At 58.4% G+C, this 13,657-nt stretch carries 12 protein-coding genes and 2 pseudogenes; 11 read left to right on the top strand and 3 right to left on the bottom strand.

The features are described 5' to 3' along the window. Positions 1–936 (bottom strand): RNA-guided endonuclease InsQ/TnpB family protein (locus C463_RS10335; protein ID WP_008443463.1); only part of this gene is annotated, 936 nt, incomplete at its 3' end. Between the two features lie 544 nt (positions 937–1,480). Continuing rightward, positions 1,481–2,707: a glycosyltransferase family 2 protein gene (locus C463_RS10330; protein WP_008443462.1), complete on the bottom strand. Its 1,227-nt coding sequence runs from the start codon at positions 2,705–2,707 to the stop codon at positions 1,481–1,483. Positions 2,708–3,292: 585 nt separating this feature from the next. Between C463_RS10330 and C463_RS10325 the strand changes: the two genes are divergently transcribed. The 5 genes and pseudogenes from C463_RS10325 to C463_RS10310 all read left to right on the top strand — a co-directional run bounded on the left by C463_RS10325 (position 3,293) and on the right by C463_RS10310 (position 7,329). Continuing rightward, positions 3,293–3,661, top strand: a complete 369-nt coding sequence (locus C463_RS10325) for a response regulator transcription factor (protein WP_008443461.1) — start codon at positions 3,293–3,295, stop codon at positions 3,659–3,661. 424 nt (positions 3,662–4,085) lie between these two features. Next, a pseudogene (locus C463_RS10320) lies at positions 4,086–5,012 on the top strand (RNA-guided endonuclease InsQ/TnpB family protein); the annotation flags it as partial. A gap of 149 nt (positions 5,013–5,161) precedes the next feature. Next, positions 5,162–5,986 (top strand): IS5-like element ISHla3 family transposase, encoded by an 825-nt coding sequence (locus C463_RS10315; protein WP_008443456.1) that lies wholly within the window; start codon positions 5,162–5,164, stop codon positions 5,984–5,986. Positions 5,987–6,011: 25 nt separating this feature from the next. Next, positions 6,012–6,353: pseudogene (locus C463_RS17755) on the top strand (zinc ribbon domain-containing protein); the annotation flags it as partial. A 64-nt stretch (positions 6,354–6,417) separates the two neighbouring features. Further along, positions 6,418–7,329 carry an NAD-dependent epimerase/dehydratase family protein gene (locus tag C463_RS10310; RefSeq protein WP_008443455.1) on the top strand — a complete coding sequence of 304 codons (912 nt, stop codon included), beginning with the start codon at positions 6,418–6,420 and terminating at the stop codon, positions 7,327–7,329. A gap of 96 nt (positions 7,330–7,425) precedes the next feature. On the opposite strand, the gene C463_RS10305 is transcribed toward C463_RS10310, so the two are convergent. Next, complete coding sequence (locus tag C463_RS10305; RefSeq protein ID WP_008443454.1) at positions 7,426–8,703, bottom strand: IS200/IS605 family transposase; 1,278 nt, start codon at positions 8,701–8,703, stop codon at positions 7,426–7,428. A 53-nt stretch (positions 8,704–8,756) separates the two neighbouring features. On the opposite strand from C463_RS10305, the gene C463_RS19225 reads away from it, so the two are divergent. From C463_RS19225 to C463_RS10280, 6 genes are all read left to right on the top strand, one after another. Continuing rightward, positions 8,757–8,894, top strand: coding sequence for a hypothetical protein (locus tag C463_RS19225; protein ID WP_167539447.1), 138 nt, complete (start codon positions 8,757–8,759; stop codon positions 8,892–8,894). Positions 8,895–9,028: 134 nt separating this feature from the next. Beyond that, positions 9,029–9,592, top strand: a complete 564-nt coding sequence (locus tag C463_RS10300) for a metal-dependent hydrolase (RefSeq protein ID WP_008443452.1) — start codon at positions 9,029–9,031, stop codon at positions 9,590–9,592. Positions 9,593–9,894: 302 nt separating this feature from the next. Continuing rightward, entirely contained in the window at positions 9,895–11,277 is a 1,383-nt protein-coding gene (locus tag C463_RS10295) for a hypothetical protein (protein WP_008443450.1), read from the top strand. 248 nt (positions 11,278–11,525) lie between these two features. Beyond that, positions 11,526–11,798, top strand: a complete 273-nt coding sequence (locus tag C463_RS10290) for a hypothetical protein (protein WP_008443448.1) — start codon at positions 11,526–11,528, stop codon at positions 11,796–11,798. A gap of 98 nt (positions 11,799–11,896) precedes the next feature. Beyond that, on the top strand, positions 11,897–12,346 hold the full coding sequence (locus C463_RS10285; protein ID WP_008443446.1) for a hypothetical protein: 450 nt from the start codon (positions 11,897–11,899) through the stop codon (positions 12,344–12,346). Between the two features lie 31 nt (positions 12,347–12,377). Continuing rightward, a complete protein-coding gene (locus tag C463_RS10280; protein WP_008443444.1) occupies positions 12,378–13,628 on the top strand; it encodes an RNA-guided endonuclease InsQ/TnpB family protein in 1,251 nt (416 codons plus the stop codon). Positions 13,629–13,657: the final 29 nt, after the last annotated feature.

Here is a 13,657-nt window from a genome sequence, read left to right as displayed (position 1 = left end):
CTTGTACTCGACGTACTCGGACAGGCGTCGAAACGCCCAAATATGGTGCCACTTCGCGTCCGGAAGCCGCTCGCGGATGTCCGTTAGGTCCTCGAACACGATCAGGTTACAGTCGTGTTCGACGGCTTCCGAAACGATCTCGTTGGCAACCGTGTGGATGTATTGTTTTCGCCACGCTTCTTCACGCTTTCCGAGGCGAAGAAGCGCATTGTGTGCGGCCTGCGTCCCGCGCTGTTGTATCTCACCACGCCGCTTCTCGAACTCGCGGCACCAGTGATCGTATTCGTCACCCTGCCAGAACGTGCCGGTCGAAGCTACTGCGAGGCTGTTGACTCCGAGGTCGATACCAAGAACTGTTTGGTGCCCGGTATCTGCCGAACCCTCGGACTCGTCGTCATCGTCCTTCCGGGTTGTAATGTGGAAGTAGAACTCGTCAGTCGCCTTGTCGTATTGGAGTGTACTCGCCCGGAACTCGTACTCGTCCGAAAGAACATACCGTTCGTAGGGTGTCGGGCTGTCCGCCGGGAGTTCAAACTCGCACTCAACACGCCCGTTGACGGTTGAAAGCGAGACTTTATTCCGGTAGAACGTTGCGCTTCGCTTATCGTAGAGCATACTCCACGACGTGAACTCCGGCTGGCTCACACGCTTCCCTTGTTTCCACCGTTCGACACACCCTTTCGTTGCTTGGACGGCACGTCGGATAGCCTCTTGGACAAGGTTCGCGGTGAGTTCAGTTTCCTCTCGCAGTTCCTCATAGAGCGCGTCTCGCGCAGTTGAGTTCGCCGTAACGCAGTTCGTGTAGGAGCGCTCGTCCCAACAGAACTCGGCGGCACGGTTCGCACAGTGAAGGAACTGACGAGCTGACTCGTGGAGGTCGTCGCGTCGCTCGTCGGGAACGACGAGCTTGACCGGCGCGGTTCGACGCCCCTCCATACTTCAGATGAAGAGCTATCGGTTCTTAATTATTTGGGAGTCAGGTGGCCACGGTATGTCGGTTGTGTCGTACCATGTCGGTTTCCTCNTACTTCAGATGAAGAGCTATCGGTTCTTAATTATTTGGGAGTCAGGTGGCCACGGTATGTCGGTTGTGTCGTACCATGTCGGTTTCCTCACCGACCTACTCGCTCGCTTCGCTTACTCCTTGAGGTCGGAGGCTCCACCTTGTGTAATGCTGAGCCGTCGGGGACTCCGCTCCGCGTCGTCCGAATTCCGCGGCGACCGCCGCAACGGACGGTCACTCGAACCACTCGAGGTATGAACACGACGGACAGGTCGCCCGGGTAACCCACTCATCGCCTCGGTCGTGGTTCCGGGGAGGAACGTTCGTCACGTCGAGGTCACCGTCCCCGCACGCGGGGCAGTTCGATGGGATCGGCATCGGTACGACACTCCGAAATCCAATCGGGAGGTATCAAGCTACCCCTATTACGTGTTAATTGAGTAATAATTCAGTTTCACCGGAACGGGCCGAGAGCGATCAGTTCACCGAGCTGAGGAAGAACGACGAGAAGACGAGCTGGACGCCGATCACGATCGCCGTGAACGCGAGCAGGGAACTCGTCGTGAACGGGACGGAACCGAATCCCCTGAGCGCCCAATCGAGCACGAGCCAAGTCGCGTACACCGCGCCGGCGGTGAAGACCGCGAGCCCGGCAGACGCACCGCGTTCGAGGGTCGCGTTCTCCATGATCCACGACGTGGCCATGTCGTTCGGTTTCTGTATCGGGTCGCTGGCGACGGTGGCGAACACGCCGAGCGAGCCGACTTGAACCCCCAGTATCGAAAACAGGCTTCCCGCGATCATCGAGTTAGTGCCGAGCGTCATCGCGCCGATCTCGATACCGGTGTGCGCGATCAGCAACACCGCCGCGCCGAACGCCGTGAGGAGCATCCCCGGGACCGAAAAGAGGTACCCCGGTGCGTTCACGAGCATGAACCGGACGTGCCGCCAGCCGTCGCGGAAGCTGTCGAGGGTCTCTTCGCCCTTCCGTTCGTGATAGATGATCGGTACCTCCTCGATTTGGAGATCGCGGGCCCCGGCGTCCATGATCATCTCCGAGGCGAACTCCATCCCGGTCGTCTCGAGATCCATCCGCTCGTACGCGTCCCGAGTGAAGATGCGAAAGCCGCTGTGGGCGTCGCTCACGCCGGCTCGATAGAACGTGTTGAGGAACCGCGTGAGGAGCGGATTGCCGATGTACTGATGGAGCGTCGGCATCGCGCCGTCTTTGATCTCGCCGTCGAGCCGGCTCCCCATGACGATGTCTGCTCCCGTCTCCTCTAGATGGTCCAACAGCCGCGGGATCTGCGTGAAGTCGTACGTCGTGTCGGCGTCGCCCATCACGATGTACTCGCCGCGGGTCCGTTCGAAGGCGTACCTGTACGCGTACCCGTACCCTTTGCCGTCGGGCTCGACGACGACCGCGCCCATCTCACGGGCGATCTCGGGCGTCCGGTCGGTCGAACTGTCGCTAATCAGGATTTCGGTAGGGACCTGTAGTTCCTCGATTGCGGCTTTGATCCAGTCGATACAGGTTCTGATCCCGTCTTCTTCGTTGAGCGTCGGCATCACCACACTCAACACGGGCGACTCGTCGGCGTCGTCCCGCACCAGTAGTTCGTCTGCTGACCGCTGCGTCCGATCGACAGCCTGGTCTGCCGACTGTACCACCTCGCCGCGCTGCGTCTCGGTTTTCGTGGCCATCGAATGTTGTCTTGATCTTATTCAATTTCACTAACTATTTGAAGGTTGCGTGTGCCGGCAAAATGCGGTGTTATAACATTAACCTGACACAACATGTAATAAAATCGGAACGTGCTGTCTGGTGCGATGAGCGCTCCCGTGTAAACTACCCTACTCTACTCCACTCACCCATACGGGGTTCGCTCGTTGAGGTCGGGGGCTCCACCTCGAAAATGCTGATCCAGTCGCCTGCGCGGTTACGGTCTCCGGCCGACGGCACTACCCCACGCCTGTCGTCGAACAATCGCTCGACTACACGGCCACAGATCGGTATCAGAGACGAAAGCGAGTCCAGTAGGCGTGCGTGCGCGTGTCGCGCTCGGTGTCTTCCGTCCGGCTGTCTCGTCGACGTTCGTGTACTCGTCTCGTGGCCCTCGGCGCCGTCGTACCTCCGAGACATCAAAAAAGAGCGCATCCTGGCCATCGCCAACACCACCTAGCTATCGTAGCGATACAACTACCAGTGTCCGGCAATATCACGGCTCGAATCCCGAAAAATGTCAAAATAGCCCAAAGTATATTACACTGAACTAACTAGTTAAGCGTATGACAGCTGAGAGGACCGTCCTCCTTGTAGAGGATAACGATGATCTTGCGTCCCTCTACCGACGCTATCTTGATGGTGAGTATCGAGTACGCTCGGCCCGGACAGGACGAGAGGCGATCCGAAAGGCAACGCCAGCTGTCGATCTTGTGGTCCTTGATCACAAGCTACCAGATATGCTTGGCACCGACATTCACGACCAGTTTCGAACCAGTGGCTTAACGACACCAGTGGTGATGGTCTCTGGCACCGATCCAGAGTTACTTCCGGACAGTGATGGTATCGCCGCTTGGCTTATTAAACCATTCTATAAGGAGGAACTACAAGAAACAGTTCAAGCGGTTCTCACTGCGGCCGAGCCGGAGAGGTAACCGTATATACAATTTTTCAAGGCGAAAGACAACAGTAGTAGCCCTAGGGCAGTACTTCCTGAGAAAGAACTATATTGTGTAATATCCAACAGTAGTCCATGGCAGAGACCACGGAGGGGCCACGCTGTAAATGTGGACGACGGATCCCACGCGGACTCTCGGCGGCAGCCCAGTGCGACCGGTGTCGAAAACAACAGGGCGAACGCTAGAGAGCTGAGAGAGTCGTTCAGACTGGCGTGCTGTCTCGGTGCGACACAGCTAAATGGAGACGACGCGACTACAGAGAGATCTTTTCAACTGAAGCGGTAGCGCGGAGTCCCCTTCCTCAAGGAGCGACCGAAGGGAGCGAGTAGGGAGGGGACGAGCGCGTTCGTATCTGTAACAAACACCAGATTATAAGTAGCCTCTCGTACACATTGAAACTGTGGCAGACGACCACGTGCGTCGGACGGCAATTACTCGTCTCTCGGTAGACGGTGAGCAACGCGGGTTGCTTGAGGAAACCATCTCCGAGTGGAAGCGTGGGTGCCAACTCGCCACGGACATGGCGTGGGGGAAGTGTAACGCCAAGAGCGACGTACAACCCCTCGCCTACGACGACGTGCGCGAGGAAACCAACCTCGGGAGTCAGCACGCGATCCTCGCCACCCACCAAGCCGCACAAGCCATCACCGGCTGTCTCGAACGCCGCTCGAACGGCAAACAGGCCAGCAAACCCACGTTCACCGCCCCCACGATAAAGTACGACACTCGAACGATGACGCTGTTCGATGACGATACAGTGTCACTCTCCACGACGGAGAGTCGCGTTCGATGTGAACTTGCGCTCCCTGAAGCCGAGGATGGCTACCAACGGCAGTACCTCGACTCCGACCACTGGAGCGTCACGGAAAGCACGCTCACCGCTCGTGACGGCGACTATTTTTTACACATCGGCTTCCGCCGACCCAAGACCGACACTGAGCGAGACACCGCCGAGGACGGAACGGTCCTCGGGGTCGACCTCGGTATTGAAAACCTTGCCGTCACCAGCACAGCACGATTCATCAATGGGCGCGAACTCTCACACAACCTCCGCGAGTTCGAGAAAGTCCGTGCGGGACTCCAACAGACAGGCACGCGAAGCGCCCACAGAACGCTCGAACAATCAAGTGGACGCGAACGACGATACGTTCGTGACGTGGTTCACCAAGCGTCGAACGCGATTGTGGATGAAGCACTTCGATACGAGTGCGACGTGATCGCGTTCGAGGACTTGACTGACATCCGCGAGCAAACCGGCGCGTCGTGGGGGCATAAGTGGGCGTTCCGAACGCTGTACGAGCAAGTGGCGTACAAAGCCGAAGCAGTCTGCTGTGTTGAATAGCGATCTAATCAGCTGTTATCACGGAGCAGAAGGACGAAGCCGAGGAAATCGATTCTGTCCATGGAAGTCGATCTCCTCGACTTCGTTGAGCAGTGTCGTCGCCTAGTCAAACAAGCGTNAAATCGATTCTGTCCATGGAAGTCGATCTCCTCGACTTCGTTGAGCAGTGTCGTCGCCTAGTCAAACAAGCGTTGGGAAAGCACGCGGGCGAGCCCGCCAGCGGCGGGTTCGCCCGCTGGAAACATGTTGTGCTACACTGTCTTCGGCTCGAAGACGGCCACAGCTACCGAGAAACGCCGAATCGGCTGAAGTATATGGCCGAGATTCGTGACGCACTCGGCTTAGATCCAGACGATCTCCCAGACTACAGCACGATCTACAAGTCGTTTGATCGGCTGAAAATGTGGGTATGGCGGGCGCTGCTGCGCGTTTCCGCGCAGCAGCACCCGCAGTCCGGACACGCTGCGCTCGACAGCACGTTCTTCGATCGGCGACGTGCCTCCTCGTACTTTCGCCAGCGGGCAGGACGGACGATACAGACGCTGAAAGTGACGACATTGACTGATGTGGAATCACTAGCTGTTCTCGACGTTCACATCGCAGCGCGGTGGAAGCATGACACGAAGACGGGACCGCAGGTCGTCCGCCGAAACGCGGACGACCTGCAGTCCGTCGCTGCCGACAACGGCTTCCAAGACTGGCACACCGAGTACGAAATCGCCGCACACGATATCGATTACCTCGTTCATTATCGCGGCTCGTCAGCGAACGCAGCCGCGAAAAACGCTCTGAACCGGGCAAAGGGCTACTCTCAGCGGTGGATGGCCGAAACATCCTACTCGACAACCAAGCGCTCGCTCGGCGATGCCGTGCGAGCGCTTGGCTGGTATCGGCAGTTCCGTGAAATCGTCTTGATGTTCGCCATCACCAACATAGAACCACTGTGTGAGCCGCTGTAACCGTGACTCAGCATCTATTCAACACAGCAAAGCAGTCGGCATCTCTGTGAAGCAAGTGGGGTCGGCGTACACGTCGCAACGGTGCGCCGAGTGTGGATTCACGGCAGACGAGAATCGCCGAACTCGCACGGAGTTCCGGTGCGTGAAGTGTGAGTCGGAAGCGAACGCGGACTACAATGCGGCGAAGAACATCGGGATGCGGTATGTCCGTCGAGGCCAACAGTCGTCTCGGCGGACGGGCGACAGTCAACTCGCCCTCAAGTCTGGAACGGTGACGCCAAGTGGCGGATTCTCCGCCCACCCGGGCGGGTTTGAGGCTGAGCTCACGGACAAGCCCCTCCCTCAACGAGCGAACCCGTCAGGGTGAGCGAAGTAGGGAGGAGTAGTTGACTACCGCAACCCTTTCACGGAACCGTTGAGCAGAGAGACGCATGGACGATACACGTGTGCTCGTCACAGGCGGCGCTGGCTTCATCGGCTCGAATCTCGCCAATCACCTCGCTGAACGCAACCACGTAATCGCTGTCGACGACTGTTATCTTGGCACCCCTGACAACCTCAGCGACGACGTCGAGTTCGTCGACGCGTCGGTCGTCGATGACGATCTCCCAACTGACGTCGACGTTGTGTTCCACCTTGCGGCCCTCTCATCATACAAGATGCACGAGGAGAATCCCGCACAGGGCGCTCGAGTCAACGTCGAGGGGTTCGTGAACACCATCGAGCAAGCCCGCCAGGATGGGTGTGACACCGTCGTGTACGCAACCACGTCCTCGATCTACGGCGACCGCACGGAACCCTCACCCGAGACGATGGACGTCGAAGCCCGCACCGGTTACGAAGCGTCCAAACTCGCCCGGGAGCGCTACGCGGAGTACTTCCACAACTTCCATGAGATGACCCTCGCCGGGATGCGCTTTTTCTCCGTATATCAGGGCTTCGGTGGCGCCGAAAAGCACAAAGGCGAGTTCGCGAACACGGTCGCACAGTTCACCGACAAGATCGTGAACGGGGACCGCCCAGAGCTGTTCGGCGATGGCACCCAGACGCGCGATTTCACCCATGTCGACGACGTCGTTCGCGCGTGTGAACTTGCCGCCGACCACAAACTCCAGGGGATCTACAACGTGGGCACCGAAGAGAGCTACTCGTTCAACGAGATGATCGAGCTGATCAACGACGAGCTCGGCACCAACGTCGAGCCCAAATACATCGAGAACCCGCTGGACGAGTACGTCCACGACACGATGGCGGACTACTCGAAACTTCACGAGGCCACCGGCTGGGAGCCAACGATTGCGTTCGAGGAAGGCGTGTCGCGGGTGTGTGAACCGTATCAATGACATCCTCCTCGCCGTGAACGGAGAGGGAGCGAAGCTCCCTCAAGCAGTCGGGCTACGCCCGACGACGGCGAGGTTTCCTCGCGCTGGGGGTATCGGTTACCTTCCCACGGAGGCAACTTGCGGGTTTGTATGCTCCTCGTTGGGACGGGGAGAGCGTGGTGACTCTGACCATTCGTGGTCGTCCCACTTGAGGCATACAGGCCGTGCCATCGACCGTGTTACCGTTGTCTGCCGCCGAAGGAACGTCTCCGACGCTGTGAGGTCAGCGTGCCCCTCGAATCCACACGGACACGTCAGCGTGTCGCGGTGGCGCGTCGTGTCCTCCGTCGAACCGCAGTTCGGACACTCCTGACTTGTCCACGCCTCAGACCGTACTTCCACCGACATACCGTATTCCTCAGCGGTACACGCCAGTCGGTTCACGAACCCTCTAAACGCCCAGAAGTTGTGCGTCTTCGCGTTCGTCTCAACGGACCAGTGTGTGTCGAGTACGTCCGTTAATGCGCCGACGTACACTGTCGAAACGCCTTCATCGTACAAGCGTTCGATGAGGTCGCGGGTGAGTGCGTCTTGGGCGTGGTCACGTCGCTTCGTACGTCGGTCGTACAGGCGCCGGATGCGGTGGCTACTGTATCGACCGTCCTCCAGCAGTGATTGGAGTCGGGCGATTTCTCGCGTGGTTTCGCGGAACCTGTCGAACAGCTCGCGTCCTTCGTACAGGTATTGCTGACCTGTCGTGGTTGTACAGGCGACGAGGTTGTTCGCACCGATGTCCAGAGCGGCTTCTTCTGAAGCCAGTGGTTGTGCCAGTCGAGAATCATCGACGGTGACTGGCTGAAAGGCCCTGAACGATTGTGCTTGCTCGTCGTAGAACAACTCTAACCGACCTTGCTTTTCGTATTCCTTCCAGTTGGGATTGCCTCGAACTTCGAGTCGCAGACGTTCGCGGTGTCCTAGTCCGTACTCGTCTTTCAGGTCTTTGCCGACGAGAATTTCAAGGCGGGAGTATTCACCCCATTCGACGGAGTACGACGTGTTTCGGATGTACGTGCGAAGTTCTCGTCCATCGTCTGAGTTGCCCCAGAATCCGGGTTTGCCGTTGGCTTCGCCTTTCTTTTTGAGGCTGAAGAACGACTTCCACGCTTCGCGGTTCTTGCGTTCGATTTGCTGAACCGTGGATGCGCCGAGTGTTCCGCCGTAGCGACCGCGATACTCGCTGATGTCCCATACGTCTTCGTCTGGGTCTTTGTAGTGTTCGCGGCGCTCGTAGTTAATTTCGTTCCAGAGAGCGGCAGAAGCGTCCAATAGCCGTCGAAGTAACTCCTCATCCTCCTCAGACTGCGGAATCACCTCAAACGTGTTGGATCGCTTCATCAACTACTGATTGAATCGGAACACACATAAAAATGTGGTTTGTGTGTTACTGTATGGTCGAAGTCCGAATCGAGTTTGACGACGACGAGCAATACGAGCGGTTGAAAAAGCTGAAGAAGCACCGTGGGTTGACATGGAAGGGATTACTCCTCGAAGGCGAAAAGAAAGTCAGAGAGGATACCCCGGAGTAAGCGCCGAGCGTGGTTTGTGAAGTGGAGTGTCGGATTCACGCCCAGCCTAAAGGCCGAGACTCTCTCCTTGCTTATCTGTAGGTCAGCGCTCCCGATCGACTACTCTTATCCACGCAACCCACTATCTCCCCCTTATGCTTCCATTAGGCCACCTTGCTTTCGCGTATCTCTGGTACGCAGTGTACGCGGCCACCAGCACCCATCGACTCCCCGCTCGGCTTGCGCTTCTCCCGCTTGCGTTCGGCAGCCAATTTCCTGATCTCGTGGACAAGCCACTCGCCTACATTGGTATCCTCACGTACGGTCGCTCACTCGCCCACTCGCTGTTCGCATTCGCTCTGTGTTCGCTCACGGTCTGGTGGCTCACAATCCGGCTTCGTGGTCACTGGAGTGCCGAGACGCTCGCTGAACAACTTCGAATTGTCACCCCCGCAGCGTTCGCGATCGGCTACGCGAGTCATCTCCTTGGTGACACCTACCGGTTCTTGCTTACGGGCGATGTGTGGACCGCACGCTTTCTGCTGTATCCGCTGTTTCCCGTCCCGGAGTCTCCGAGTGATGATATCGCGCCGTGGGTTCGGCTCTTCGAGATCTACCAAGAGATGGGAACGCATCCGCAGATTGGTCTCATCGTTCTTGCTGTCGTTGTGTTTGTGGGACTTCGCGCGCGCCAGTACATGGCTTCCTCCCCGCGTTGACATCCTCCCCGCGCTGAAGCGCGAGGCTTTCTCCTCGATTCTCCGTAATATGCTGGAAGCGCTGACTCGTCGGACTCTCCGTGAGAGTAACTCACCGTGTTCCTCGTCCGTGCGTTGCTGGCCGCTAACTGCGTCGCGATCCAATAGTATCGCCCCCATATAGAATACATTAAACTAAGATTTGGTACTGATAAACTCAAAATGTCGGGTATGAAGTCCGATTTGAGTTACCGACTACGAGATTACCACCAAAAAATGTCGCCACACAAGAGATTTATACTGGTTAATGCTTCCCTGCCAACATGAAACAGACTCCCAGCGACAGACTGGATACAGTCGCGGATGTCGCTGCTGCGATCGAGACTGCTGGCAATGAGATCACGGATTTACGTGTCACTGTCGACGACGACAGCGGGCGTGGCACAGCACGTGTTTCGGTTCCGATCGTCGACGAACGTGTAGACGCTTCGTGTGAGCTCGATCTCGTCGCCGCGACGCTCGAGGACGGAACGCTCCAGATCGAACTTGACATTGCCACCGGGACTCCGGAGTCAACAGGCGACGAGACTGCCTCACTAGAGACCGGGGCGACCGAGACATCCGACGAAGACGGTGCTGTTCAACCCGTTGACGCCGCTCGGTCGACACAGGTCGACGAGAACGCGTCGACTGAGCGCGACTCGACACGCTCGATAGATGCGGATTCATCGGTGGGGTCGGCAGTTGATGAGGACTCGACGGCTGGGCGCGATTCAGCAGATCCGGGAGCCACCGAGGGGTCTGTGGAGTCGACACCCGGCGAGGCCACCGCTGACAGCGCCACTCCCGCGGACGATAATTCCCCGGCGTATCGTGACCCCGATCAGCTCGCCGCGGTGTACGACCCGGAGGCAACGTTCTCCGAGATGACCGACGCGCTCGGGGTGGATGTGACCCCGCAAACGGTTCGGAGATATATGGTCGAACACGGCATCCACGAGCCGACGTCACGGGCGAGCGATACGCTTGCCGAGACAGAGATGGACGCCGAGGAAGTGACGAGTGCCGCGACCCAATCCGGGCACGACGCGGAGACTGGAGAATCTGAGACTGGTGAGGCGGACCCAACAGGGTCAGAGACGGCTCCAGCCGACGAGGAACACTCACGGCGATCAGGCGGCGATGTCCAGGCGAACGACGCTGATGACACCACAGCGAACGACGCTCCCGAGACGCCCACACAGAAAAAAGCTGACCGGGCCACTGAGGTAGTTGAATCGGGCGATAGTGACTCCACAGCATCTGCCCACGCAGGCGACGACGAGGGGGTGACAAAAAAAACACAAGCGAGCGGCAACGGAATCGACGACACGGCCGCCGACCAACCAGAGGAGTCCGCCACAGACACACAGACAACCGCGTCGACGGCGACTGACGGTGGTACACAACCGACACTCTCCGCGGTTGCGTCGCTTGACCTGCCGGACGAGGTGTCTGTAGGCGAACTTGTCGCTGTCCTCACCGACTCGCGGACGGTGTACGAGGTTCGGCGGGGACTCGGCGTCGATGACGGCCAGGCCCGCGCAATCTTGCGACGGTATGACCTGATTGATCTCGTGACCGGCCGGATCACGCGGGGTGTGGAGCCTCCGGACAAACAGGAAGTACTCTCACGGCTGATCGAAGCGAGCGACCACGCGGCGTGACCGTCTCCACCACTTTGATCACGGCGTGAATGCCACGTCACGGTCGCTCGTTTCTTGCTGAACACGAGGTCGCTGTTGTTCTAGTCACAGGTACCATCATCTCGCCACGCTCCGAGACCCCCGTTCTACCGCTCATCTCGTGCTGTTCGGTCCCCGATGTCCGATGCGAGGTCATTTCAAAAAAAGACAACGAACATGACGGTGAAATGAACGGATCCGTATTTATCAATCGACGGTAATGTAGCCGTATGGGCAACGGGGGCGTGGAGAGTGACCGCGACGACAGCATCTCCCCCGGCCCCGTCCATCGAAGCCACGCCAGAGAGCTCGGAGTGATGCTCTGGGGGCTGGCAATAGTCACGATCATCGTCGTCGGCAGATACGCGACGGTCGGAGCCGTTCAAGCGCCGATACAGGAGTCGTGGCTCGTGCTGCTACAGGTGGTTGTCGTGTTGGCCGTATTCGCGGTAATGAGTCCGATTCTCGCGGCCTACCTCAGCGGGACCGGCTTCTCGCGATAAGCGGTGCGTCGGCCTCATTACGCGCGTAACTCGGTTCCCGTCAGAACCGGTCAACGAGCCAGTATATTTATCGCGACTAATAATATATCTGAAACCACATGAAACGCCTTGTCACGCTGAGCTTCCGTGCGTACAGCGCGATCGCCGTAATCTTGGCTGGCCTCACCGGACTGTGGGCGCTCGACATCATCTCTGTCCCGATTCCTCTCGTCGGATACGGCTGGGTCGGGGTTGCCGTCGTCGGCGCCGTCGTTGCGACGGGGATGCGCGCTGCCCCCGAGGAAGTGATCGAACCGGACGCGACCGACGATCGGATCGAGACGTTCGAGGAGAGCACAGTCACGGGACGCCCCCTTGAGCTGTACATCAGCGCGCTCGCGCTGTGGGCCGCCGTCTCGTTCAGGTGGGTCCTTGGCGGGATGAGCGCGGCCGGCCTCACGCTTGTCGGCTATGGGTGGTTGGCGATCGCTTTTTACAGGCTGTCGAGGCGAATGCCACGGGGCTTGACCCCGTGGATGAAGCCGACACTCCGTGACACAAGCCATTAACTAGCAACGCAGCGATAATCGAGGTACGGCGATGTGGTACGACTACCGCTTCCGCGCCTACCCTGACCGAACAGGTGTGACTGCGGAAGTGGAACGCCACATCGACATCCACCGCCAAGCATACAACCACACCCGCTACGAATACAGTGTCCTCGACACCGACGAGGACAACATCGGTTCGGCGTACCAACACCAGAAACGCCTCACCGAATGGAAAGACGAGTGGCCTGTGTTCTCCAAAGTCCACTCGAAGGCGTTACAGAAGACCGTCGAACGCTTCTACGACAACCTCTCGAACCTCTCCGAGAAGAAGCAGAACGGGCACAAGGTCGGGTGGCTCAACTGGAAGTCCCCAAGCGAGTACCAGAGTATGACGTATTCGCAGTCTGGCTTCGAACTCAAAAACACGAGTGGCCGGACTGCCACAATCTGGCTCTCCAAAATCGGTGACATCCCCATTCGATACCACCGTTCCATCCCCGACAACGCAGACATCAAAGAGGTGACGCTCAAGAAAGAGACGACGGGTGAGTGGTACGTCACGTTCGGCCTCGAAGTCGAAGACACCACGCTCCCCGAGAAACCCGCCGTAGACGACGTGGATGTTGAGGACTGTATTGGCCTCGACCTCGGCATCCAGAACTACATCTACACGTCTGACGGCGACAGCGTGGACTGGCTTGACCTCTCCGACGAGTACGAACGCCTGCGTCGGGAGCAGCGCAATCTTTCCCGGAAAGAACACGGGAGCAACAACTGGGAGAAACAGCGCCGCGGGGTTGCCAAGATTAAGCGCAGAATCAAGCGGAGGGTTGAAGACTTCCAGCACAAGCTCACGACGTGGCTCGTCACGACGTATGACGCCGTGTTCGTGGAAGACTTGAACGTCTCGGGAATGCTTCAACAGCGTGGGAACGCTCGGAATAAGCAGGATGCCGTGTGGCGCGGATTCATCGAGATGCTGGAGTACAAGAGCGACCTGTACGGTACGCACGTGGTCCAAGTAGATCCTGCGGGGACGACCAAAGAGTGCGCTGAATGTGGTGTCGAGACAGACAAACCGTTGTGGGTGCGGGAACACAGTTGTCCGAGTTGCGGGTTCAAGGCGGATAGAGACGCGAATGCGTCGTACAACGTTCTTTCTCGCGGTCTTCAAGAGTTAGGTCTGGGACAGGCCGAATCGACGCCCGTGGAGACTGCGACCGCTGTGGAAACCGATGGAGGACAGTCTTCGTCGGTTCCTGTAAGTCGCGTCATCGAAACGGGAAGCCTCAGGGCTTGACCCCGAGGCGCTTCACGGTGTCGGCGGCG

Source organism: Halorubrum californiense DSM 19288 (genome assembly GCF_000336875.1).
Classification (GTDB): domain Archaea; phylum Halobacteriota; class Halobacteria; order Halobacteriales; family Haloferacaceae; genus Halorubrum; species Halorubrum californiense.
This window is presented reverse-complemented; position numbering and strand designations above follow the sequence as displayed.